This window comes from Bradyrhizobium sp. 45, from assembly GCF_023073155.1.
Lineage (GTDB): Bacteria > Pseudomonadota > Alphaproteobacteria > Rhizobiales > Xanthobacteraceae > Bradyrhizobium > Bradyrhizobium canariense_D.
Window position 1 is genome coordinate 16,934 of the sequence record NZ_JADPIX010000149.1, and the last position, 24,422, is coordinate 41,355.

The following is a 24,422-nucleotide window of genomic DNA, read 5'->3' on the forward strand; positions in this document are numbered from 1 at the left end:
CAGTCGGCCTCACGATGCACTTCAATAGCAACGTCTGTGCCAGTCCCTCATCTATCCTGTCAGACGTTGAATCATTGTCTAGAAACGGCGCTCGGCAGAAGGCGTCTGGGCTTTGGTAACTGACAAGGACTTGCGTCCTGTCACAAACCGTACAATCATTCCCGACGCTCGCAACGGCGGCTCCTGCTTGTTCTCTATCGCTTCGACGACAAGTGCGATGTCCCTCTCCATGACCGTCGAGTGACGGTTGCCTTCAATGCACGTTGGCGCATTCTCCAGATGTCGTATTATTGAGCCACAATTCGCCGCCTGTGTTCCTCAGTTTCCGTCCCGGCGACGCAGCTCCGTTCCGGAAATCCGCCAACAACGTCGCGCGAGGTTCCGGGGGCGGTGTTCGGGTCAGGAGTTCACATGCAGGGCGTACAATTGTATTACATGCGTGGGTCGGTTATCGCACTTTCTTGACGAGCTCGGCGATGCCGGATGGGCGTGACGGGTGATGAGCCTGAGGAAGCGCTCGACCTGGTTGAGGCAGGAAGCATAGGCTGGAGAGAATGTGCCAGCCTGGACTTCGGGCAGGACAGCTCCTTGGATGCTTGTGGTCGCGTGGTTGCCAAGGACGAGATGGATGTCAAACTGGGCCGGCAAATTGGTTTCGATGTGCCTTTGCAAAGGCACGGAACTGCTGGTGACTGCGCGGTCAAGAATTTTGTTTCCAATCGGACGCCTTGCCCTCTTTGAAGGCGGAGGGACCCGCGGAGTCGCCTCGCATTCCTGGATTCCCGCTCGCCAAGAACCGCCATTACGCAATCAAGTGACGGCTCTGAATGCACACCTGCTCGCCCGCAGCGGGAAACGGAGGACGAGGGGCCCTGTATAGATGTTCTTCCCGATTGACAAGCCAGTCCAGACGCCGGTCGCACCAAGCCCGATCTTCAAACCAAGCACGTGGCCAAGTGAGAAGCCAATTGCCCAGTAGGCAATGCCGACGAACAGAAGCGGCACCCGAGTTTCCTTCGCAGACCGCCCGCCACAATGCTCTGCGCGGCATCAGTGACAAAAAGGCTCGCGGCGACTATAAGGAGCTCTGCAGTCAGTCCGATCGTTGCGTCGGCATCTCCGACCGATTTGTCCAAAAACAGCTCGGCGATCTAAAAACGCGCGACGATCACCGCAACTGTCAGCAAGGCAGCGATGAGCGTACCGAGCAGCATCGCGACCAGGTCTGCCCGCTTGATGCCGGGACCGTCGTTGCGGCCGACCGCATGGCCAACGCGTACGGCCGCCGCCATGCTGATGCCGAAAGCGATCATGGATGTCATCACGGTGATCTGAAGCGCCGATGAGCCGCGAGTGCACTGGTGCTGATCAGGCCCGCCAGGAGCGCAGCAACCGACAAATCTCCGTACTGCATCAGGGAGGCGCTTGCAATAGGAGTTCCGATCACGATCAGCTGTGCAAGAAGGGCCAATCCAATTGCCAGAGATCTGCAAGCGCGTGGTAGTTACGGAAAGGACGACGCATTGTGGCAAACCACAAAGCGGAGGAACATCGCACAGTTCACCAGCGTGCTCGCAAGCACCGCACCGAACAGCTCAAGCCGGGGCAGCCCGAACTTGCCATAGACCAGCAGATACACGAGCACCGCGTTGAGAGGGATTGCCGCCAGCGTGATCCACGAGATCGGCTCCGGCCGGTTGACGGCGACCATGAAATTACGGATGGCCTGCAGCCATAGCGCCGGCACTACGCCACAAGGCCAGTCCGAACAGATATTGCTGAGCGAGCCGCGCAGCGTCTGGGCCTGACCGAAAGCGAGCAGAATTTGCTCTCCACGAGACGCAAACGCCACGATCGGGAACGGTCGTAACAGCGCCGTCCATAGGCCCGTGCGCAGTGCGCGCTGTACCATAGCAAGATTACCGGCCCCATACGACTGCGCCGCCAAAGGTGCGATCGGCGCCACCAGGCCCGCGCCAACGGTGAAGCTGACGAGATAGAGCGTGACGGCCAGGGCGGCCGCAGCGAGTGCCTCAGGCCCGATGTGCCCGATAAAGGCAAGATCCGCCGTCATCATCGCGACCTTGCGCAAGCTGGGTCAACACCATCGGCCACGCGAGCTTCACAGTTTCGTTGAGCTCGATCGTGAAGTGTTGGCCAGCCGCCCGTCTCGTGCCCTGCCGCAAAACTGATACTGGTTGTGCTTCGATTATTTTGTCCCTGGAAATCTAGCTACTTGTTTGCCCCGGCCGCAAACGACTCTTGTTCCGCCGAGATGATGCTCTTTTTCGCCCTGAAGTCGCGATTTCCTGCCCATGCGGGATCAGTCCGGCCGGGCAGCTGCGCCTCACAGAGGAGGCGCGCATCGGCCTGGGCTTACCGTTAACCCTGTGGTTTGGCGAGTGCTCGCGCGCTGATGCGCGGCTTCATCAGCGCCTCCGCCAGCGCATCGAGTCGCATTTTAAGCGCAAAGGCGGCAGGTGGCTGGCGGTCATCGGCAGCGCGATAGGTGCGGGCGTGGACCGCAATCGAGGCTTGGTCGATCACCTTGGCGAAAGCGTGCGCGAGCGCGCACTGAGTCGGACAGTGGCGCTCGGGAGTCGCAATCGCACGCGACGCATACGTGAACTGAGAGGCTATGATCTTCTGAGCCATCACTACATTCCTTGAGCATGCCATGCTGGATGACAGCTCCATTTTAAGGCTCGTGCCAACTGCGATAGCTTAATTTGTAATGGCTATTTGCTTTGCCGGGCGTGTCCTCCTCCGACAACATGTCCCAAATCCCACGGTCAGCATCAAAGACGAGCCCAAAGCCCCCAGACATCCCGCAAATCCACCAGGAATCCGAATAGACGGATGCCGATATGACGACCCTCCGAGCTCGCCAGCGCCGCAATTCGGCTAGACTGAACTCTCGACTCGGGTTGCAATAATCGCTGCGCGCAAGACAAAGGCGTCGCTTGCCTGAGCAGGGTATGGCTTCGACGCGTTTTCAATGGCCAAAGGCCGTGGCCCGTTCGTCGATACGGCCTTCATCACAGGATCGGGAATGAGCGCACTTATGAGCGTCTTCTTAGAGCGGCTGAATGAACGATTGGCCAGCCCGCCGCGCGCAAGACTTGGGACTGCGGCGATCAAGCCTCTGGTGTAGTCGGTACTCGGATTGAGGAATATCTCGTCCCTGGTGCCGGTCTCGACGACGCGCCCTTGCGCATGACGATGACGCGATCGCTGAGATGGCGGACAAAGCCGAGATCATGCGAAATGAAGATGTTCATGTTAAGATGCGCCTTCAGATCGGCAAGCAGGTTCAGCACTTGTGCCTGGATTAGGGCGTCGAGCGCTGAGACCCGGTTCATCACAGACGATCACGGCGGGCCTTGGAGCGATCGCGCGGGCGATCGCAACGTGCTGGCGCTGACCGCCCGAGAGTTCAAGCGGTTGGCGATCCAAGAACGCTGAGGATAGTCCCACCAGGTCAAGGTGCTGGACGACGCGTGCATCGCGCTCGCCTCTGGTCAACACGTCATTGGCGAGGCTATCGGATATGATGCGTCCCACAGTCCAGCGAGGATCAAAGGAGCTGACGGGATCCTGGTAAATAACCGTGATAGCCCGGCGCCACGTCCTGCGGTCGCGATTAGTGAGGGGTCCAGGCCTGACCTTGAAACAGAACGGCCCCGCCGTCGGGTACGTCGAGCGCCAGCGCCATTCGTGCCATCGTCGACTTCCCAGTTCCGGACTCGCCGACGACGCCCAGAGTCTCGCCAGATCGCAGCTCAAAGGAGGCATCGTCGACGATCGTCCGCGGCACGCCATCTGGCCCGCTTCACAAGGTTTGTCGCGCTGAGCACGACCGGAGGCAATGTCGATGGCAATTGCGCGGGTAATTGCTCCAGAGAGCGTGACTGCGGCCGCGGCGGCCGTGCAGCGGGCAATAGTGACGACGAGAGCATCACGGGCGAACAGAGGGCACTGCATCCAGAAGCTGGCGCGTATAGGCGTGCTGCGGCTCCTCGAAGACTTGGTCTGCCGATCCGCGCTCAACGACCTCGCCTTCATGCATCACCAAGACCTCGTCAGCTATGCAGGAGACCACCGCCAGATCATGGCTGATGAAGATGGGCGCCTTGCCCCGAACCTTGCTCTCTTCCAGCAGTCCCAGCACCTGTGCCTGCACGGTGACGTCGAGAGCCGTGGTCGGCTCGTCGGCGATCAGGATGCGTGGATCGACACTGTGGAGCAGAACTTTGGCACCAGCGCGTAGTTGCAAGCGTGGGCACTATGGATCCGACGGCAACATCAAATCATGCGAGTGAATGCGCTTCTTTTTGTGATGTATTGCGTGACAACTGGCAGCACTATCGGACCCTCGTGGCTCGCAATGCCTTCAGGGCCCCTATCCGGTCCTGCACACCGCGGTGTCTGAGTTCGCCACGTTTTTGCCACCAAGAGGTGCCGACATGCTCTGTGGAAGGCAGTGAGTGCGTGATGCCCACAGCCTCATAGCCGAGTGCGCTGACCACACATGAAAGCCGGCGTGACGCCGCGCCGCTAGGCCCAGGCCAAGCTCAAATAGCGCGACCCGACCTCACTGCTCTGATCGACGCGATGGTCGCCAGGACTCCTATCTCCTTGCAGGCGCTTTCCAGGATGGCCACGACGTTGCTGCCGCCGAAGGTGAACGGGGCGGCAGGGCCGGCGAGAAGCCATTCGATCCAAGCAATCCGTTCCCGGTTGGCGCCATCGTCGCCAGTAAGTCAACAGATGGTGTTCCTCATGGGAAGTCAGGACCAAGTCAATCGGCGCCGCGTGCCCGACATCTAGGTCCAACGCCGGCTCATTCATGTAAGCTCACGCTGCAAGTTCGCTATCTTTTGTCGAACTCGAGACAATACACGGGTTATAGCCAGTGGTTTGATTGCCTGCCAAATGGCTGCTTTGGCGCATGAAAGCTCGTGCGATTGTGGCCTGGAATGTGCGGCGGATCCGCGTGGATCGCGGTATTTCGCAGGAGCAACTGGCTTACGATTCGAATACTGACCGCTCATATATGGGCGCTGTTGAGAGGCAAGACGCGAATCCATCAATCGATCTGCTCGATCGGGTCGCTGAAACACTCGGTGTCCATTTATCTGAGTTCTTTGTCCAACCGCCCAAAGGAGCAACGTCCCGTGAGACATTGCCCAAAGGTCGCAAGCCGGCTCGTTCACATCACAGGAAGAAATAGCGCGCTGCTCGCATGGGTTCGCGGAAAACATTTGCAATTTGGTGTATCGGAGTTTTGAAAGGCTGCGGAAGCGGAAGGCTTCACGCAGGAGAGATTCGCCGAAGCTACCGGGCAATACATCAGCGGGCGGAAGTTTCGACCCAATCCCGCTGTGGTGACCCTGCTCGAACCGCCCGGCCCACATAGACGCAAGTGGCTGGGAGCGCTTTCGTTTGAGCGGCTGGCCTCAGCGACGATGCGGTCGCCCGGCCCCTCAGGCTCGCGTGATGATCTCGCCCTGGAAGTCGGAGCCCGTCTCCTGAAAGCACCGATGGTAGCCGTGTCACTTCGAGCCGCGCGACTACCGCGGCCTCGATAGCGATCTGAAGGCCGAAGACGATCGGCGGTGCACCCCGCTTCTCCGCGGGCCGGAGCATTCGCAACTTGGCCAATTGATCATTGACGCTGCACGCGCCATTTCCGCTGAAATGGGTTCTCTACGCCGCAATTGAAGCACTCGTATCAAGTTAAGATAGTTCTATGCGCAAGCCAGCGAATCCAGCTAGAGGACCGCGCGGGATCGTGAAGCCTTGCTCACTTGCGTGATGCACATCGTACGAGTGGCAATTTCGCGTAGAGTTGAGGCCGCTTGGCCGCGCTCTCACAAATGCCGTTCGGTAGCATCCAGGATTTGCTCGCGGCGCCCTACGCGTTCAGTCGGCCCCGGGACTGATCTGCAGTTCTTCCGCGGGCTGCTTCGAAGAAGCCATCCCGTCTCATGCTTTTGGCGGCCGCCCCACACGGCCGCAGGGCAGCGTTCGTGTCGATCTCGATGGCACAGTCGTTGCCGACGACGCGGGCCAGTTCGCGCAAAGATCCGAACGACGGCTGCCCGCCGAGCGGCTTCAACCGGTGTGCCTCATCAGGGTCTCGGCCGAGGAAGTGCCGGGCCCGCATTGGGCGGAAGCCAAAAAGAGGCCGCTGCTGGACTAATCCAGGAGCGGCTTGATTCGTGGGAGGAAGCAGACGAGCCCGGTCCTGCCAGCGGATCGGCACTCCAGAGAAGCCGGCGATAGAGCTTTGGCCGGAGTTGACCCATCGGGGGTCAGTTTCTAAGTGAAAACATTCGGCAGCCAGGACAGGTCGGCGCGTGCTCACATCTAGACGGAGTTGAAACCACGTATCAGATCGGTGAATTCCATAGATGAGTAAAATCGGGTACAATGGGGCGAAAGTGACAGGCTGTCGGAAAACTTACCACGCTTCTACCGGCCGCCCGTAAAGGCGCATCATCGGAAATCTACGCACGATCTTCGCGCAATTTGCCAAAAGGCTCCATGCTCGTTGTGGCCACCTTGCCTATCATCGATTGGAATGACTGTCTGCTGCGAGATTTTCAAAACGTCTCCAAAGGTGCGCGCCGCCACATGTACGCGGCGATCACTTTTCAACGGGCGATATTTCGGAATACGTGGAGTATCTATCCCACTCGGGTGCTTCAGAACACCGGGCGCAACTGGCGAACCTGTTTCGCGAGACAGGATTTCGTGGCCAATTCGGACAAACTCCATTACCTATGGAGCGCAGCATGGGACAGCGCTGGCACTCAGTTCGATCTGCCAGCCGGAGACAAAGTCTTCGTCGAAGCGGCCACCTACTATGGCATGAAGTCGTACGCACTTTTCGCCAAGCTCTAGCTGGTCGGCGGCCGACGGGCGGGGAAGGACTGCTTGCGGGGCCGTTCGACAAGGCGGCCGCCGCCCGACGGCGCGGGCGTTTTCGCGCCTCCGACCATGCAGAGTCCAAGGCGAGGATTACGAGCGCGGGCGCCGTCGCGAGATCGCACGGAAGCGGGACATCGTGGCCATCGAGGATGACGCCTATTGGTCCCGACGAAGCCAGCGAGCCGCTTGCGTCGATGGCGCGAAAGCGGGCCTTCTACACAACACGCTGTCGAAGTGCTTGGCCCCAAGCCTGCGCATCGGATTGCGTGTCGTACGCACTTCTATTCTGATGCCGCGCCGCAGTGGCGCATGAATCTTCCGTGTCGTGCCCTCAGCAAACACCTTGGGCCGCCAAGCCCGCCGGCCACGGAGGTGCGCGCACCGAACACGCCGCGCCCCTTCCAGCAACTTGGCGATCCGCTTCCTCGAATACCGCGAGCAGCGGTCTCGCAGGCGCAGCCAGCACCACGGCCTTGGCAAATGGCGTCCGCAACAGCACCAATTCCGGTAGCGTTCGGAAGGACGACAAGTCCAGCGCGCGTTCGCGCTGACGGCACTGCCTAAATGGGAGCGCCGCCGAGGCGAAAAGAAGCGAGATGGAGGTCGCGACGAATTGTCGGAGTCGCGACACCCCATCCTACCCGCGACACGCGCCAAATGGGAATTGGCAATGGATATCAGTGCGCCCGTTTGGCACGCTCTTTGAACTAATGCTCTTTGAAATTAATGAAGGCACATCCCGTCGTGTGATGAACCATGTCAAAAAGAGGTAGTGTTAATGAGCGTCCCAAATTTGACGAAACGAGCAAATGCCCTCGGAACCGACAAGGGTGATGAGGTCGGCGACACCCATGGCTACACCGGCTTCTACTCTTTTCTGTTCGAGGAGTTCCGCCACGAACCCTTCACAATGGTCGAGATTGGATTACAGCACGGGAACGGCTCTCTCGATCCAGATTTACTCGTTGGTCGAAAGGTTGACGATATTCCGTCTATCAAAATGTGGTTGGAGTTCTTTCCCAAAGCTGAGATCGTCGGCTGCGACATTGCTGACTTCAGCGCCTTTAAGATGGATCGGTTCCGTTTCGAGCGCCTTGACATGGGCGATGCGGTAGCCTTGGAACGCCTTGCGAGTTCGCTCCCGCCTGTAAGGATCATTATCGAGGATGCTTCACACGCAGCTTACCACCAGCAGCTTGCTCTAGCGAAGCTGTTTCCCATCGTCGAGCCTGGCGGTTTTTACTTTATCGAGGATCTCCATACCACGCACGCGGTTGCCACACGATTGCCGCCCTGCAATTCAACTGAGACGGTAGTGGAGAAGTTCACCCAGACGCGTCAGCTTGACATTCCGTTTCTGACCGCGATTGAACGCAGAAACCTCGAGACCACAATTAGGAAGATGTTCATCCACCGCAACGACAAGGGGGGCGTCAACCGCTGGACCATGAAGATGGTGGGATTTGGAAAGTAATAAGGAGTCAACTGAACCTTCCGGGCCATCAAGTTGCCTATCTGGGCGGCTGTTTTGGCTTGCGCCGGTGAGAACTCCAAAACTCCAAACCTGCATCTCAGGAATGTGAATGCGTTGAAAATGGCGATAGGTGTGATTGTTTCGCTAACCTGAGTACCTCGGGGGCTTCTCATTGATGTTGCTGTCGCGCGGCGCTGCCGCTCGAACTCGTTTTCGACGACCATGTCTTTGGAGTTGAATGCTGCGGGGGAGGGCTACGACTTAATCGACCATCGCCGCACCTGTCCGACAACAACTTCCCAAGGAACAGCCTGATTCTTTGCCGACTTCAACGCCCGGGCAATACGATGAACTCGCCGGCGCAGCGACACGTCACGCAAGGACTCGACAGGTGCGCCGCTGACGACGGACAATTTGGAGACCTAGCGCGCCTCCAGCCGGTCCAGGGATCGCGTGCGGCACTTTCTTCACTTCGGCCTGTGTATACCGAATCGCGACCAGGCATTCCGATTGATCGAGACCACCCATTCCGGCCGATCGCGACCGGCCTGTGGACGGGTGTACGGGCCCCGTCGCATGATCCGGGCTCCGCTGCAAAGGCCACGAGCGAGATTACCTATGCGCAAAATCGGCGACATGCTTCGACTGTCTGCTGCTGGCTTGCTCCGATTGGCGTTGGCGCAAATCATGCACTGCGCTACGCGCGGCATCTAGTAATGAGATCTCCGCGCTAGCTCATGCTGCCGATGCCGAACGAGTCATCGACATACGGCATGACACGTTGATCAAGATCGAACGAGCAGTACCAGGAGATGAGTCGGCTACGACGACCGCTTGCTCGCATGCTCTCGGACCGACTTGATCTTCAAATCACTCGAATTTCCGGGTTAAACATGGAGGCACTATGCGCATCTGCGGTATCAAGCTGACGCACGACGGAGCGATCGCTCTTGTCGAGGACAACCGGCTTGTTTTTTGCGGCGAGCAGGAGAAGCGGAGCAATAATCCGCGTTATCAGTCGATCGGCAACCTTGATGCAGTCGTCCTCGCCTTGGCGGAACACGGTCTAGATCCGCAGCAAGTTGATCAGTTCGTCATCGACGGCTGGGCAGGGAAAGTGGAATCGCAATTCCAGGTCCTCAGCGGAACGACACCTATCACTCTCAAAGGGGCACCGTATGTTGAACGCCATGCAGAGGGCCTTCTCACCTCGCGCGACGGTCTTGGCCTCACGCTCGACGGCAGAGATTTCCCTTATACGAGCTATCCACACGTCACAGCCCATCTGGCTTCCGCATACTGCACCAGCCCCTTTGCCAAGGCGGGACAGCCGGCTTTTTGCCTCGTGTGGGACGGCGGCACCTTTCCGCGTCTCTATCATATAGAACGCAGGGGCGCACGATTCCTCGAATCCCTGTTCCCGCTTATTGGACACGTATACGCGGCTGCGGGCCTTCACTATGGACCCTACAAGCAAGCGAACCGCGGCAACTGGGATCTAGCCGATCCCGGCAAGCTGGACCCGGGCGGTGCCGGCAAGCTCAACCTGGGTATTGCCGGCAAGCTGATGGCCTATATCGCGCTCGGGTGTGTTAGTGAAACCATCGTCGCCGTCTTTGAGGAACTCTACCAAGAGCGCTTTGCGGCGGACACGACGCTTTCCGCTTTCCGTACGGACATCGAGAGCATGGGATCCGCACTTGCGAGTGTACGTGACTTCTTCGATGCCACCATGCTCCGGTTGAAGGTCACGGCACCCCAAGATGTGCTCGCATCGTTTCATTGCTTCCTCGAGCGCCTGCTAATCGGCGAAATGACGAATGCTTTGCAGCGGCATGCGTGTTTTACGTCGCGCAATTTGTGCATAGCCGGTGGCTGCGGTCTCAACATCAAATGGAACAGTGCACTACGTGCGTCAGGCCTGTTCGATGCTGTCTGGGTACCCCCTTTTCCGAATGACAGTGGCTCGGCGATCGGTGCCGCTTGCTGCGCAATGGTAGCGGACAAAGGCTTCGTGCCGCTGGAATGGTCGGTATATAGTGGTCCAGCCCTGCAGCCTAGCGATGTGCCGCCCGATTGGGAGGCTGCGCCGTGCAGTATGCATGAACTTGCAACCATTCTGGCCAGCAACCAGCCCGTGATCTTCCTTGCAGGCGCCGCCGAGCTTGGACCGCGGGCATTGGGCAGCAGAAGCATTCTTGCAGCCGCGACTTCGCCGCAAATGAAGGATCATCTCAACGACATCAAACTTCGTGAACACTTCCGGCCAGTGGCGCCGATATGCCTAGAGGATCGTGCGCCAGATATTTTTAATCCCGGAACGCCGGACCCTTACATGCTTTTCGATCACCAGACACGAACAGAGTGGCGGGACAAAATCCCGGCCGTTGTACATCTCGACGGATCTGCGCGGTTGCAGACGATTTGCAGGACCTCTCAGCACAAAGTCGCCGAGCTTCTCGTCGAATACGAAAAGCTCACGGGCATCCCGCTGCTTTGCAATACGAGTGCCAATCAGCATGGACATGGGTTCTTCCCGGATGTCGCAGCGGCTTGCGAGTGGGGACGCGTTGAGCACGTATGGGCCGACGGCATACTGTGGACGAAAGCTCCATAAACGAGCGATTGGCGTCCGAAGGCGCCTCTCGCGCGAAGATGAACGCATCTCCAGAGTAGCGACATCATGTCGAGCAAGTCGATATGGTTGCGGAAGAGTGCTCCGGTCAAAGATCGGTGCGGGCAAACGCACAATTGCGTGGTCGTCGGCATGGCACCGCCTGAGGATGTTGCATCGAAGGGACCGATGCGGCCGAAGATGCACAAGACGACAGGATCGAATGGCCTGTTACGGCTGCGATTGGGTTCAGATCGTGTCCGTGAGGCACGCCCGGTTCTGCTTGTCGGCAACTTCGACTGGATTGGATCGGCGTCGAGATCGCTTCGGTTTACGGCGAGAACTGCGCCGCGTCTTCGACGTCGATCGGGCGCAACCCGCACGGGCGGCGCCGCCATCCCACCCATGATCGAATCGGACACATCAAGGCCTACGGTCGCCTCAGTCGCCGCTAGCCCGTGCCGGCGGTGCTGCCAACGTCGTCCTCTCAGCCATAGGCGGCAGCTTTGGCCGCGCTCTCGCCTGGCTCAGACAACTCTTCCTGGTTCCTGCGATTGGTATGCCAGACGCTCGTCTGCACCCTGAAATCCGGCTTCTTGAGCAACCACTCAAACAGGACTATTCCAGAGCTGGTGCCAGAAACTTAAGATGCGAGCTAGCGCAGAAGTTTCGGATTACCGCGGAAATCACCTGCCGCACCCCGCAGCGCGACGTGGCCGAGATCGAGTTCATATCCGTGGTTCGCCACGTGCATGCGGGACGAAGGGCGCTGCTCGATGAGGATTACCGCAATCTCATTGGCGAGCTCAATCAGGCGGTCTCCTCGATCACGCCGATCCAAACTCCCTCGGTCGGTTCGTGCAGCAGCAGCAGTTTTGGATTTCCCAATACTGCGCGCCGATCGCCAGGACCTTACGCTCTCCGCCCGAAAGCGTCCCACCCGGCTGATCGAAGCGGTGTTCGTCCGGTCGAAGAGGCTTGCAAATTGTTGGGACCGTCCGCCCGGCTACGCGTGACCGGCTTGCGATCCTACCGTTTACCTGCGGCAGGAGCGCTAGGAACCTTTTACATGTCCAGACGGTGCCGGCTCTTGCTCCTGTCCGGATCGCTTCAGGGCCAGCTACGAAATTATCGACGTGCCGCAACCTCCTGCGCAGCACGCAAGGGCCGGAATAAGCGAGAACGAGCAGCGGCTGTCGTGTTCGCGATGAGCGTGACAGTGAGGTTATCCATGCCGCCAGGGTCACGCCCTCATTCGTACCTACGGCCCTCGCCAGCCGACTATAGCTGGCACAACCTTCGACCTGCAGGATGAGTCCTCGCCGGGCTCGGCGCCGCTCGAGTTCGCCATGCTCGCTCATGTGAGATGACTACCTCGAAGCAACCGCGAGCGCGAGAGCCTCCGACCAGTTGTCGGGGCTTGGCGGCTTTCGGACGAAGTCGTCGCAATTCGGTCAGCATGTCGGGACACGGACACGCAAACACTCATCCCGGGCAGCCCAATTGTTTAAGCTTCTCGAATTGCGTCGTTCCGTCAGCGCGAGCCGGGTCGCCTGAGGACTGGTATGGCGCTTGCTTAAATAGAGCGGAGCAACTTCTTTCGGCTAAGTACATTCGCCTGTGATGCCAGCCGGAACATCGGCGTTTAACACGAGGGGTAAAGGTATGTCCGGCGTTGCTGCAGCCTTTCTATGCCCCTCAAGCCATTCACCATCGACTGCTTATGATCGACTCAAGCACATGATTCCGAAACTTGCACTTCGTGGGCAGGCGGGAGTCGGGGTTGCCGCTTTCATGCACAAGCAAGGTTTTCGATATGGGAGAGCGCTTCAATCATCGAGCGGTTCAGTGCGCATTGAACCCAGCGAACAAGATCGAAGCTTTCGGCCTCATGTCGCGATCGCTCAGGTCCGTAGCGGGTGCAGCGAACTCAGCGATGGCGGCGACATTCGGCCGATTCACAACAATGGGAGCACCCACCGCCATTTGGCAATTTCTCTGGACGGCGCTTTGGTCAATGCTCGTGAACTCAGACGAGAATTCCTTTCCAAGCAACAACGAACAACCGTCAACACAGATGCTGAGCTCTTGCTCAAGTGTATTGAACGGTGTTGTGAACGAGATTATTGGCGCCACGGTCTAGCCGCTAATTACGAAACTGTCTTTCGAGAGATTGATGACCGTATCGATGGCGCTATCAGCGCGCTTTTTTTGGACGGAGACGGAAATCTCGTTGCATATCGCAATCGGACCGGTTTGCGACCATTGGAGGAGATGCAAACAGATGACGGGTTTTTGCTCTTTGCTTCTGAAAATTGTGCCTTTGCCGCTCTAGAGGGTGATACGCAGCAAATCTTGCCAGGCCACATAAAGTATGTGGACGGGAAAACGGGGTGCAGCGTTGATCACTCGGTGAGCAACGGACGACATAAAGCCACGCTCTGCACCTACGAAGCTCTCTACTTGGGCAGTCCGAACACATCGATCGAAGGCCAGTCACATCTCGAAACCCGCTACAACATCGGGGTCGTCTTGGGGGCACTCGTTGCGCGTCGACTGCAAGCGGAAGCGGGCCCTGCGCCCACAATTGTCTCCTCCATGCCGCATACTGGTGGCCCGTACGCCGATGGCCTGTTTGCATCTCTCGCTGAATACGGGCTGTTGGCCGAGCGTCGCGAAGTGGTCGCGACGACACTTCTTCAGCGGACTCTCATCGGCACACCTGGCGGACGAAAATCTCGCATAGCTCGAAAATACCGCGTGTCGGACACCGACCTTGCTAAGGCCAGCATAATAGTTGTCGACGAAGCCCTCATTCGCGGCGATACCTGTCAAGCAGTAACGAGTATGCTCCTTACCGCTGGAGCCAAAGCCGTGCATTGGGCGATCGGTTCGCCGCCTATAGTAGCTCCGAACTACTACGGCATGGGCATCGACACACTAGATGAGCTCGCATTCTGGCAGGTTTGGAAGCGATTGCCGTCCGAGCAGCGTGCTCAAAGCATGCTCTTCCATAAGATGGAACCCCACGTTCTCAGACTAATCGAAAGCAATATCGCGGCATCGATCGACGCAGCCACGACAACGTATCTGCCCTTCCCGCTCCTAGGATCGTTGCTGCCCGGCAGACTGGAGAACTTCGATTTGTCACCTTTTACATTCGAGATGCCAACCCCGGCGGGACAGCAGCGCGCGGACAGGAACTTACGCAAACTAACCGCCGATCTTCCTTGTATGCAATCAATCCGCGCTTGAGGTCAGTTCATGAATCCCCTCCTCGTCTTTGATTGGAATGGAACGCAGCTCGATGATGCGCACGCGCTCCTCCAAACGACAAATGCCATTCTCGACCGCTTTGGTCGTGCGACGATCCACATGGACACGTTTCGGAAACATTGCGATGTTCTGCTATCACTTCTTTATCGCAGTCTCGGAATGTCGCGGGACGAGGTTGCGGAGGTGGGTCGCGATGGGAGCGCCGCTTCTCACGAGACCTATGAACCTCTTGCGGATAAGGCCGATCTACGCGAGGGCCCACATAGACACTTGGAGCTGGCGCGGCGCGAAGCAGCTTTGTCCATCATCGTGAGCAATCATACCGTCGCCCCGCTCCGATCTCAATTGAGACGACTTGGAATCAACAACTACATTAACGAGGTTCTCGCCTTTGAAAGCCGCACCACTCAATACCAGTCGATGGGCAACGGAGAGCGGCTTCGTCTGTACATGCAGAAGAACAACCTAGAGCCGGCGTCAATCTTCATCATCGGCGATATGCCGTCCAAATGGACATTACACGCCATTCTCGGACTCAAAGCGTATGGATCACCCGCGGCTTTGTTTCGGATTCGCGCTTGCACGCGGCGAATCCTGACTACACGATTGACAACCATCATGAGTTATCGCCGATCTTACGGCACGGCTTCTTTCAGAATGCATAAATCATGACCGCCGAGCTATTACCCAACGCACGTCCAAAAGCTGAGAACCAGAAAATAGGCCTTATCGGGGTCGGGCGCATGGGAACCGGAATGGGTCTCTGCCTGTTGCGGCACCAAGTTGAGCTGCATATCAAAGCGAACAAAAGTCGTTTCGGTGCGGATCGATTGGCTGCGGCAGGCGCCCGTGAGCATCCTTCCATCGCTGAGTTGACGCCGCATGTAAGTGCGGTGGTGTTGTCCCTGCCATCAAGCCGGGAGGTTGAGGCAGTGTGCCTTGGGCAGGACGGGCTTTTTGTCCATATGTCCCGTGGAGGTTTAATAATTGACTGCACCACGTCTTATCCTGGCTCGACAGTTGCACTGGCGGAGCAGGCTCAAAAACGCGGCCTCGCTTTTATAGATGCCCCAGTAACACGGAGCCCTGAACAAGCAGAGCTCGGCCTTCTCAACGCGATTGTTGGATCGAACGAAACGCTTTTTCCTGTGGCTGAAGGCATTCTTGCTACTTTTTGTGAGACCGTTCTTCATGTCGGAGATGTCGGACAAGGTCATGAGCTCAAGCTTGTTTACAACAGCATGACTATGGGCATAGCGGCGGTAGCCTCAGAGGTCTGCCAATTCGCGAACGCTCTTGACATCGATCTTGTAACACTCCGCTCTTTAGTTAGTCGCGGTTCCACTAATAGTGGAATATTCCAAGCCTTCGTGGCCTTTTTGTTGGGCGAGAAACCCGATGTTCTGGCAGTCTCAATTGCCAATTCTGCAAAGGATATTGGGTGCGCAGTGCGTCTGGCGGGCGAGAGCGCTGTTTCGGTACCGATCCTGGCTGCCACCGCCCACAAGTTAAACAACGCAGTTGCCGGGGGTAAAGGCGAACTGACACTACCTCATTTGTCTCACCCATAAGTTCTCGGCTATCGAACCGCAATGAGGATCGGTGGCGACCAGATCGATCCTTGCCTCGTCCGACGTTCTCCGATGTTGTTTAATCCCAAGCTTTGATGGTGCATTCTTGTCGCACGATTCGAAGCATGCGCTATGGGACTGTTTAACACGGCTGCGCCACCACGACCGAGGCAGTCCGTCGAGGGAGATGTCCCGATCGCTCTTGAACTACGTCGGGCCGACGTTGCCGGAATGGATGTTACGCGGCGCTCGGACGTGGGCAACGGACTTGATTGTCATGCGATCGTGGTGAAGCTTGAATGGTCGCACCCAGACCGACAATTACTTATGCGCCTTCAATCGTCGGAAGCCCTTGTTGGCCTCGATCATGCCGGCCGCGGCCGATCGCAAGGCCACGCCGGCATCCTGCCAGCTTTTGACGTTGCGCGTGACGCGGCGAATGGTGCCCATCATGTTCTCGGCGATCTTGGTAGAGGCGAGCGATCGTCGCAGCTCCGTTGGCACCTTCAACCGGACGACAGTCAGGATTTCCTCGAGGCCTTGGATGATGGTGGCCGATACGCCGGGCCATTGCTGGTCGAGTCGACGCGCGAGATTGTGGATCAATTTTTCAGCCTTGTCGGCATCGAGCTCCCAGGCCTGGCGGAGCACGCGACATGTGGCCGCATGATGCTCTTTCGGCAGGCGTTCCGTGATGTTGCGCGCCTTGTGGATCTGGCAGCGCTGGATCGCGGCGGCCGAACCGAAGGTGCGGCGGATCCCTTCGACAACGCTTTCGCGCCGTCGACGATGAACAGTCTTGGCACTGTCGGGCGAGCCCGCGCGAGACCACGTTGTCCAGCATGGCCTGAACCGTTGCGGCGTACTCGGTCGCTCCTTCCACCAGCGCGAGCGGATGCTTGTTGCCTTCCGTCAACCCCGATCGCGTCGACCAGCACGAGATCATCGCCGAGATGCAGCGCGTCGATTTCGACAGAAGGTGGAGCGCGGACAGATCGGCAGCCATGGAGTCGGCCAGCCGCGCCGCCGGCGACGCCACAAACCTCCGCGAGGCCGCCGACTTCGAAAGCCCGCGATCCGGCGGTGCCGGCACGTCTCGGGCAGCCGGACAGCGCGACCGAATCGGCGCGTCGACACATTGATCAGCGTCAGGCTCATCGCCCAGCGACCGAGCCGGTCTTCCTGCGCTGCCGGTTCCAGCTCGGGATCGTCACCTCGCGGCCGTCCACATCCCGGACCCGCGGGCGCTCGCCTCGATCTTGCCGCCGTGGAAGCCGATCTGTCCCCGCGTTCGGCCCCAACGGTTCACCCGCCGCGCCGCGTCGCGACCGTGGCGCGGCGCGCAGGCGGCCGTGACATCCGCCTCCATCATCGTGCCGAGCGCCTCGTCCCTGCCGGAAGGCAGGACTGGTCGAAGCTCGCCCGCACTTCTGCGAACGCTTCGTCCACAAGCCTCGGTCGCCGGCGAACCAGCCGGTGTGATATCTCCCGTCTTGGCGTTGCTCTCGTTTGTGGACTCAGCACCCCGAGCCTACCGGCTCAAGGTGGGCAACGCCAACCTCTTCAGAAAATCAACAGAACACGGGACAACCTCCCGTCGAGCAATACAGAATAGTCAAGAGAGCCCGAGAGCACTCTGTGCGATGCCAAGAAAATGGGGGCGAACATCGCTGGCGAAGATCAGCATCTCTGGACCAACGGCCTGGTCGAGCGCATGAACCGCACGATCAAGGACGCGACCGTCCAACGCTACCATCACGATCGAGACGATCAGCTCGGAACTCACCTTGCCAACTTTCTCACCGCCTAAAACTAAGCTCGGCGGCTGGAGACCCTGAAGGGCCTCACACCCTGCGAATACGTCTTCAATGCTGGATTTCCCAGCCAGCACGATTCAAACTCAATCCGCTGCAGCAAAGGCCAGGACGAAACACCTAACTGCTCTAAAGCAGTGTATAAGATCGGCCATACGGCCGGAGGCGTAAGAATGGGTAAAGTCATCTGCAAGCTTGCTACACAGTTAACGGCTGCGCCTAATGGCGCGCCCTTCGAAATCTACGCGCCGTCCCTGCGAAGCCTTCCAGCAGGCTCCATGCTGGTGATGGCGACCTTGCCTGTCATTGACTGGAATGACTGCCTTTTGCGCGATTTGCGCAGCCTCGGCAAGCAAACGTTCATTCATGCCTACGCAGCAATGGTAATGATCGATTCCTTCGCCTGTTGGGAGGATTTTGCCGATTTATTAAAAGAGGTGAGAATTTGCGGTGTCGTAAATTTTCCACCTGCATCTATCATCGAGCAGCCTTCGGCTACCATGCGGGTTAACACCGGACTGGAGCTTGAACTTCGGCGTATGGAATGGTTTGCTAGCTTGGGATTCAATAACTTGTTTGCTGCTGTCAGTGATTCTGAGGTCAGAGTGGCAGAGAGAAGACTTGGTTCGCATCTCAAAGGTATTGTGCATTTGCCCGAAGGGGCTCTTGAGTTGAGGATTCGCGACGAGATGGAATTAGTCCGGCTCGACCAACAGGGGTCGTCCACACCAAAATTCTCGCTTTTGCATGCGACGGCTTCAAAACAACCTATTCGCAAGACATGATCGTAGGCTATTCCAGTATCCGCAGTTTCTTTATTTTGTTGTAAAGCGTCTTCCTTGAGTGTGATGGATCCAAGGCTGGATTGTGAAGTCCGAGGCAAGGTCCCGATAGGATAGTACAGCAAGATCGCGATACTTACGCAACGAGGGCGCGTGCTGCTCGCAAACTTCTTACGGCTCCAAGAGACTTCCTGCCGGATAAACCTCTCAGATCATTGCGCAAATGCGCAATTTAAGGCGTAGGCGGACTCGAGCGCGAAAGGGGCCTCCGCGAAAAGCGGACGATCGAAGTCGTCGAGGGTGGTGCTCGCAAATACAGCTGATTATGATCGACGCAAACAGTTGCTGTGCAACGGTCCAGCAGCAGCCGTCACCTGTAGCGGGCAAGATCAACGCATGAACAGCACCTCCTCTTCACCAGTCAATGCGATCGCAGCCGAGCTTGGCCGCCTCGATCCCGCATACGCGCCGACGCCACTCCTGAACCTTCCGGCGCTTGCGGAGGGGCTCGGAGTGGCGCAGGTCCTAGCGAAAGACGAGAGCCGCCGCATGCTCGGCAGTTTCAAGTCGCTTGGTGGCACCTATGCCGGGCTGCGCGCGCTCGCCCGGGCCTCGCGCATGCAGTTGGCCGACCTTCTCGCGGCCCGACCTAAGGGGCAGCCGACCCTGGTCTGCGCCAGTGACGGCAATCATGGGCTCGCGGTAGCTGCCGCCGCGCGCTTTGCCGGGGCGCCTGCCCGCGTGTTCCTGCACGAGGGCGTGCCGAAAGCGCGCGCGCGCCGCATCGAGAATCAGGGTGCCGAGATCGTATGGGTGCCGGGCACCTACGACAATGCAGTTGATGCGGCCGCAGCCGCGGCCTGCCAAGGCGCCGGCATTCTTGTCGGCGACACGACCGACGATCCGAACGACCCCATCGTTTGCGACGTCATGGCGGGGTACGGCGTCACGGCGGCGGAAATCCGTGATCAGGTGGATTTCGCCGGCGTTGGGCGTCCGACACACGTCTTTATACAAGCTGGGGTCGGCGGACTCGCCGCTGCCATCGCCGAGGGCCTCTCGGGCTGGCTGGCATCTCCGGGCTGCATCGTGACGGTCGAGCCGGAAACCGCAGCGTGTCTCGCGCCCGCGCTCGCGGCCGGTCGCCCGATTCGGGTGATGGGCGATCTCCGAACATCCGCGGAGATGCTCTCCTGCGGCCAGGCGAGTGCGGCCGCCGTTGCGGTGCTCAGGCGTCACGGCGCTCGCGCCATCACCGTGCCCGAGGCGGAATTGGTGGATGCTGTCCGCGTACTCTCCGCCCACGATGGCCTTGCCACCACGCCGTCCGGTGCAGCGGGCCTGGCGGGTGCCATGGCTGCCCTCGCAGACCCGAGCCATACAAGGGATCTCGGACTCGACCGGTTGAGCCGCATTCTCGTCCTCCTCACCGAACGCGCCTGGGAGGACCGAACGTGAGCACCGCAATCTTCGCTCCTAGTTCGACTTGCATCCTCTCAGTCACGCCATGTCTGGCAGGCTCGACGCTTCATCACTGGATCATCGGCGGTCCGTCTCCGGCTCGAGAACCCAGCGGCGCGCCCCCGACGGAAACGGGCCCTTCTGCTTTAGGCGGGCGAGTGGCTCGTGTAGCCGGCTTTGAAGCGGCCTGGGCTACTGGCGGACGAATATCTGCAGGAAGATGCGCAGCAATGTTCTGCAGAGACTCAATTCTTGAGGTCAGGGCTGCGATTTGATCTAACATGCGTTTCAAATCGGCTTGCTGCGCATCGATGTTGCGGTTGAGCGCTGAAATCTCCTCGCTCACCTGCTGTTGCCCCGACCGAATCTCCGAAAGGGCCGCCTTGTCTTCAGGTGACAACGCCGGCATTGAGACGACTTCATGTGCCACTAGCGCCTCGATCATTCGGTCGATATGGGGCCGGTAAAATGGACCCCCAACGCATAGCCCGATGAAGATGGCGACAAATCCAACAACCCACGGAAGGCGTTTTGATGACGTCTGCAAGACGGGCGGCAACTCCGAACCGTTCGCTTGATCAATCACATCCATCATTCTTTCTCTCGCTCTATATTGGCTCTCGTTGCCGCGGTAGTAGATGATGGTCAAGAGCGTCCATGCGAAACTAATTGGTCATGCGCACAAAGATATCGGGAAAGATCATGCCGCTTCAGCGTCCAGCACGACTCTGCTCGTGCAACGAATCGATGTTTTCCAGCGCCAACAGGCACTCGGCGCATTAACGCTGCACGGGCAACGAAAACACGCACGATACGATCGCGTCCATAGCTCTAAGTACACTCGCGATGGCGCGGGCTCCTCCGCACCAGCGGCAATCTGCCGGGAGCGTTGTCGAAAGATAAACAAGCACGCTCGCAGAGCGGCGGGCTCAGCTAGCTTCTCAGATCAACTCCGCGCCCGAACCGATGGCTACAGGCAAAGTTAAAGCTAGCCGACTGAGAGATGACGAATCGCGATCTATAAGAACGGGCATTATCTGCGCGACTCTAAACAGCGAGCCATTTAACCAGGATCCTGAGCCAGGAGCCACGGCTCCCCTATGCCGGAATTTACCGGTGTATGGGCTGGCATCGCGAGATCGGCATCGTAGCGGGGCCACGTCTTACCGCCACAAGGACATCATACGCACGCGGTGCATTTTTCAAGCGTGACCACCCGGTTCGCAGACTTACTCGAAAATACAAGGAATATCGATTGGCGACTGAGTGGGCCTATCTTTTCGACTTGCAAGCCTAACAGCCTGCATTGAACGCGGCGGCATTTTCGCGGCGAGCTTAGAGCAAGCCCATCAGGTGTCAGCCGTTTCAAATTGCGATGGAATTGGTGGGGAATTCTTCGGAATGCGTGGGTTTCTGGTTTTTGTGGCGCAACAGTGTGGGCAGCACGCGGCGGGCACCAAGATGGCTTTGTGTGGCGGCTGACCGCGTCCATGCCGCCAGTCACGTACCCTAGTCTGACGATCGCGGTCGAGTAGCTCGGCCATTTGGCTTTGCCCTCACAGACCCGGGAGCCGGCTTTCCCGCACCCGGCTCTTCCCGGGAGTAACCCGCGTCATTCATTGGATAGATAAAAATGACCTGGGCAGGAAATCCGCGCTCGGCCAAGCCGGTTCTGTTTTGTGATCAGCCGCTTTTTCACCGTTGTGGATCCGTGGCGCGACGCGCGCCTCTTTCAAAGCACTCGACCCGGGCATCCGGCCAAAGTGGGTCATGCGCCGTCATAGTGATGGCGACGCTCGAATGCTACGAACCCTCGCTAGCTCGCGATAGTATTCAACCAGAATGCCAGCCTCACTCGCGTCTCACATGATAGCCCCAACATGAACCGCGGTTCGGACCGACGCCCGGCATACCTGCTAAATCGCTTCGAAGTACCGCTGGCGTTCACAGTCGGAGAGTTGATGTTGAACGGCTTCCCACTCCCATTGCCGGGAACGGGAGAACGCTTCAACTTCCGGTACCGCACCACGTAGCCGTTCGCACTTGCCACGAAGCATCAGCTTCCTTCTGGCATTGAGATGCAGGTTTGAGGGCCACCATCTCGCGTCGCTCACAGGCAAATCAGCCGCTCTACTTACGTGTGAGCGGCGTCTTACGATCCGACGGAGAGCCAAACGCATCTGCCGGACGCGCGTTGCTGTGACCCAGACACAGGGAGCTTCACGGCACTCGTCGATGACCGGGCTCGCCTTGCGTGAGCCTCGGATTTGGGACATTCGCACTGTATGTTACTCGTTAGGACGGGCTTCGGGTGCCGAAGTCTGTCACCGCCCATTTCGACACCTTACATCTTGACGTAGGGTGCGATTCAAGCTCCTCAGATAGCTTATCGTGTGAAACTTTTCGGACAATGCGGCTGTGTCGCATGTAATCCGAGGCGCCACCGTATGTGTACGATGTCCAAGATGAATCCTATCAAGCTCCAAAGCCTGTACAATCATCGTAACGGGTGCGCGTGGCGGCGAAGTGGCCGCTAAGAATATCGGCTTCCTCCACGCGCTCGTTGGCGAAGAAGCGGTAGGCTGCCTTCGTGTTCGCCCAGTCTTGGCACGCGAACGGTATGCTCCCGCCCATGCCATCACCAATTTGCCTTAACAGCTCGCCAAATCGTTGACCAAGACGGGCGTCCTTGAAAGCCGTCTTGTCGATCTCGCGCTCAGTCCAGTGTGCGACGGCGCTTTCATCACGATTATCCTGGTAACCATCCGGGCCCCGTCGAACGACGAGATATCGCACCGCTCGAACACATGAAGGCACCTCGCCGTCGCGATTCAGGTGCTCAACAATGAATCACAATCGATTCATCCGATTCAAGATTCTTCGATCGAGCCTCCCGCAAATGAATCAAGCACTTGTGGGTAATTGAAAGCCGGCGGGGGCCGTCTTGTGTAGTTTGAAGTCTAGCTTTGAGGTCACGTAGCGATAGGGCGCCGAACGTCGGTGGCGACGGAGCTGCGACGAGCAGGTTCGCCATTTGCAGGCTGGCGAGACGGTCTGCGGCCTCGCGCGCCGGTACGGGGTGGCTTACAGCCTGCTGTTCACCAGGCGCCGACAAGCGCACCAGGGCGACCGGGCGGAGATTTCGTGCCAGCTCTTGTTCCTGTCGAGATCCACACCCACGCTGGCTCCGGTATTGATCAGCACGCCGCCAGCGGCGTCTTCACAGCTCGCCCATCGCTTCAGCATTTAGTTGAACGGTTGGCCAGGTCATGGTCGCGGGACAGCTCGGCGAGCTGTTCGCGCCTATAGACCTGTCGCGATGCGGGCAGAGGCCCTTTCGCGCAAACCGGGGACATCGGCGCGCTCGCTGTCTGGAGCACGGGCGAGCCGTCCAGCAGCGACCTCGGCGCGCAAAGGTGATCTGAAACTGGACGAGGTGCCGAACGATCTGAGCACATTCCTGCGCTAGCTCGCGCAGCCAGTGTTGCCTCGCCTCGAGGTGCTGAGTATCGGATCATCGATCAAGCGGAGCGATACCCCAATTCGCGACCTCTGCGTCAGGTTCTAAACGCATCCCAATCTTAGAACGAAGTCAGCCGACGATTCGCATTTGAACCGGCACCAGATCGGCGGGCCTTTACCACCTCGAATTTAGGGCAGAGGAATTGAACGGTTAGGCGGGATTGGGTTGAGACGCAGAGCCGTACGACTCACTCAGAAGAAGGTCGGGTGCTCGGCGGCAAGCCGAGAAAGTGATCTGGGCAGCCCCAACAGAGATCCGCCCGCCCAGCGGATTTTTCCTGCTACAAACACTTGTTCCCCAAAAAATCGGTCCTATTTCAGCTGCGCCTGCGTTGGCACTCGCGGGCCACGATTGCTAGCAATCGGGAAATCTTCAACTGAAGTAAACGCTTAGGAGATCTGCATGGAATTCCGTCCGCTTCACGACCGCGTCGTGGTCAAGCGCATCGACGCAGAAGAAAAGACCGCTGGCGGCATCATCATTCCGGACACTGCCAAGGAAAAGCCTTCGCAAGGTGAAGTCATCGCCGTCGGCCCCGGCGGCCGCGACGAGAGCGGCAAGCTGATCCCGATCGACGTCCTGGTCGGCGACCGCGTCCTGTTCGGCAAGTGGTCCGGCACCGAGGTCAAGATCGACAACGTCGACCTGCTGATCATGAAAGAGAGCGACATCCTGGGCGTTCTCACGGACGCGTCCGCCAAGAAGAAGGCCGCCTAAACCATCGCTCGCACCGCTCATCCTGAGGAGCCCTGCTGGGCGTCGTAAAGGGTGAGACCAAGTAAAACATTCAGGAAGACCCACATGTCAGCCAAAGAAGTCAAGTTCGGCGTAGACGCCCGCGACCGCATGTTGCGCGGCGTCGAAATTCTCAACAACGCGGTGAAGGTCACGCTCGGTCCGAAGGGCCGCAACGTCGTGCTCGACAAGTCGTTCGGCGCTCCCCGCATCACCAAGGACGGCGTCACCGTCGC

The 24,422-nt window shown here is 58.6% G+C and carries 19 protein-coding genes and 5 pseudogenes; 13 read left to right on the plus strand and 11 right to left on the minus strand.

Annotated features, from left to right (window positions below; all coding sequences use genetic code 11):
- Positions 1 to 483: 483 nt before the first annotated feature.
- Positions 484 to 741 (plus strand): hypothetical protein, encoded by a 258-nt coding sequence (locus IVB42_RS36380; protein WP_247472011.1) that lies wholly within the window; start codon positions 484 to 486, stop codon positions 739 to 741.
- Between the two features lie 410 nt (positions 742 to 1,151).
- On the opposite strand, the gene IVB42_RS36385 is transcribed toward IVB42_RS36380, so the two are convergent.
- The 7 genes from IVB42_RS36385 to IVB42_RS36415 all read right to left on the minus strand — a co-directional run bounded on the left by IVB42_RS36385 (position 1,152) and on the right by IVB42_RS36415 (position 4,276).
- Positions 1,152 to 1,313, minus strand: coding sequence for an MATE family efflux transporter (locus IVB42_RS36385; RefSeq protein ID WP_247472013.1), 162 nt, complete (start codon positions 1,311 to 1,313; stop codon positions 1,152 to 1,154).
- Between the two features lie 191 nt (positions 1,314 to 1,504).
- A complete protein-coding gene (locus IVB42_RS36390) occupies positions 1,505 to 2,092 on the minus strand; it encodes an MATE family efflux transporter (RefSeq protein WP_247472014.1) in 588 nt (195 codons plus the stop codon).
- A gap of 290 nt (positions 2,093 to 2,382) precedes the next feature.
- Positions 2,383 to 2,655, minus strand: a complete 273-nt coding sequence (locus IVB42_RS36395) for a hypothetical protein (protein ID WP_247472016.1) — start codon at positions 2,653 to 2,655, stop codon at positions 2,383 to 2,385.
- Between the two features lie 482 nt (positions 2,656 to 3,137).
- A complete protein-coding gene (locus tag IVB42_RS36400) occupies positions 3,138 to 3,362 on the minus strand; it encodes a hypothetical protein (RefSeq protein WP_247472041.1) in 225 nt (74 codons plus the stop codon).
- Positions 3,283 to 3,615, minus strand: coding sequence for an ATP-binding cassette domain-containing protein (locus IVB42_RS36405; RefSeq protein ID WP_247472039.1), 333 nt, complete (start codon positions 3,613 to 3,615; stop codon positions 3,283 to 3,285). Before IVB42_RS36405 ends, IVB42_RS36400 begins: the two co-directional genes overlap by 80 nt.
- A 28-nt stretch (positions 3,616 to 3,643) precedes the next feature.
- On the minus strand, positions 3,644 to 3,817 hold the full coding sequence (locus tag IVB42_RS36410) for an ATP-binding cassette domain-containing protein (RefSeq protein ID WP_247472017.1): 174 nt from the start codon (positions 3,815 to 3,817) through the stop codon (positions 3,644 to 3,646).
- A gap of 141 nt (positions 3,818 to 3,958) precedes the next feature.
- Complete coding sequence (locus IVB42_RS36415; protein ID WP_247472019.1) at positions 3,959 to 4,276, minus strand: hypothetical protein; 318 nt, start codon at positions 4,274 to 4,276, stop codon at positions 3,959 to 3,961.
- Between the two features lie 675 nt (positions 4,277 to 4,951).
- On the opposite strand from IVB42_RS36415, the gene IVB42_RS36420 reads away from it, so the two are divergent.
- From IVB42_RS36420 to nodU, 4 genes are all read left to right on the plus strand, one after another.
- The gene (locus IVB42_RS36420) at positions 4,952 to 5,233 is read left to right on the plus strand and encodes a helix-turn-helix transcriptional regulator (RefSeq protein WP_247371764.1); all 282 of its coding nucleotides are present in this window, start codon (positions 4,952 to 4,954) and stop codon (positions 5,231 to 5,233) included.
- 1,316 nt (positions 5,234 to 6,549) lie between these two features.
- Positions 6,550 to 6,909: a hypothetical protein gene (locus IVB42_RS36425; protein WP_247472021.1), complete on the plus strand. Its 360-nt coding sequence runs from the start codon at positions 6,550 to 6,552 to the stop codon at positions 6,907 to 6,909.
- A gap of 805 nt (positions 6,910 to 7,714) precedes the next feature.
- Positions 7,715 to 8,410: a hypothetical protein gene (locus tag IVB42_RS36430; RefSeq protein ID WP_247472023.1), complete on the plus strand. Its 696-nt coding sequence runs from the start codon at positions 7,715 to 7,717 to the stop codon at positions 8,408 to 8,410.
- A gap of 904 nt (positions 8,411 to 9,314) precedes the next feature.
- Positions 9,315 to 11,027, plus strand: coding sequence for a nodulation protein NodU (gene nodU, locus IVB42_RS36435; RefSeq protein ID WP_247472026.1), 1,713 nt, complete (start codon positions 9,315 to 9,317; stop codon positions 11,025 to 11,027).
- Between the two features lie 652 nt (positions 11,028 to 11,679).
- On the opposite strand, the pseudogene IVB42_RS42420 reads toward nodU, so the two are convergent.
- Positions 11,680 to 11,980, minus strand: a pseudogene (locus IVB42_RS42420) (ABC transporter ATP-binding protein); the annotation flags it as partial.
- 709 nt (positions 11,981 to 12,689) lie between these two features.
- On the opposite strand from IVB42_RS42420, the gene IVB42_RS36440 reads away from it, so the two are divergent.
- Genes IVB42_RS36440 through IVB42_RS36450 form a run of 3 tightly spaced genes read left to right on the plus strand, consistent with a single transcriptional unit; the run spans position 12,690 to position 15,871 of the window.
- Positions 12,690 to 14,279, plus strand: coding sequence for a hypothetical protein (locus tag IVB42_RS36440; protein ID WP_247472028.1), 1,590 nt, complete (start codon positions 12,690 to 12,692; stop codon positions 14,277 to 14,279).
- A 9-nt stretch (positions 14,280 to 14,288) separates the two neighbouring features.
- Entirely contained in the window at positions 14,289 to 14,972 is a 684-nt protein-coding gene (locus tag IVB42_RS36445; RefSeq protein ID WP_247472030.1) for an HAD hydrolase-like protein, read from the plus strand.
- On the plus strand, positions 14,969 to 15,871 hold the full coding sequence (locus IVB42_RS36450; protein WP_247472032.1) for an NAD(P)-dependent oxidoreductase: 903 nt from the start codon (positions 14,969 to 14,971) through the stop codon (positions 15,869 to 15,871). The genes IVB42_RS36445 and IVB42_RS36450 overlap by 4 nt, the downstream gene beginning before the upstream one ends.
- A 207-nt stretch (positions 15,872 to 16,078) precedes the next feature.
- Here the strand turns inward: IVB42_RS36450 and IVB42_RS36455 are convergent.
- Positions 16,079 to 17,354: pseudogene (locus IVB42_RS36455) on the minus strand (transposase).
- Positions 17,355 to 17,561: 207 nt separating this feature from the next.
- Between IVB42_RS36455 and IVB42_RS36460 the strand changes: the two are divergent.
- The 3 genes and pseudogenes from IVB42_RS36460 to IVB42_RS36470 form a co-directional block, all read left to right on the plus strand.
- Positions 17,562 to 17,809, plus strand: a pseudogene (locus IVB42_RS36460) (integrase core domain-containing protein); the annotation flags it as partial.
- Between the two features lie 49 nt (positions 17,810 to 17,858).
- Positions 17,859 to 18,470: a hypothetical protein gene (locus IVB42_RS36465; protein WP_247472034.1), complete on the plus strand. Its 612-nt coding sequence runs from the start codon at positions 17,859 to 17,861 to the stop codon at positions 18,468 to 18,470.
- 393 nt (positions 18,471 to 18,863) lie between these two features.
- Positions 18,864 to 19,925 carry a pyridoxal-phosphate dependent enzyme gene (locus IVB42_RS36470; protein WP_247472036.1) on the plus strand — a complete coding sequence of 354 codons (1,062 nt, stop codon included), beginning with the start codon at positions 18,864 to 18,866 and terminating at the stop codon, positions 19,923 to 19,925.
- 73 nt (positions 19,926 to 19,998) lie between these two features.
- Here the strand turns inward: IVB42_RS36470 and IVB42_RS36475 are convergent, their stop codons facing one another.
- Together IVB42_RS36475 and IVB42_RS36480 are read right to left on the minus strand one after the other, a co-directional pair.
- Positions 19,999 to 20,577, minus strand: a complete 579-nt coding sequence (locus IVB42_RS36475) for a hypothetical protein (RefSeq protein WP_247472037.1) — start codon at positions 20,575 to 20,577, stop codon at positions 19,999 to 20,001.
- A gap of 1,877 nt (positions 20,578 to 22,454) precedes the next feature.
- Positions 22,455 to 22,652, minus strand: a pseudogene (locus IVB42_RS36480) (transposase); the annotation flags it as partial.
- 1,201 nt (positions 22,653 to 23,853) lie between these two features.
- On the opposite strand from IVB42_RS36480, the gene IVB42_RS36485 reads away from it, so the two are divergent.
- Positions 23,854 to 24,168, plus strand: a complete 315-nt coding sequence (locus tag IVB42_RS36485; protein WP_247282145.1) for a co-chaperone GroES — start codon at positions 23,854 to 23,856, stop codon at positions 24,166 to 24,168.
- A gap of 84 nt (positions 24,169 to 24,252) precedes the next feature.
- Positions 24,253 to 24,422: pseudogene (gene groEL, locus IVB42_RS36490) on the plus strand (chaperonin GroEL); the annotation flags it as partial.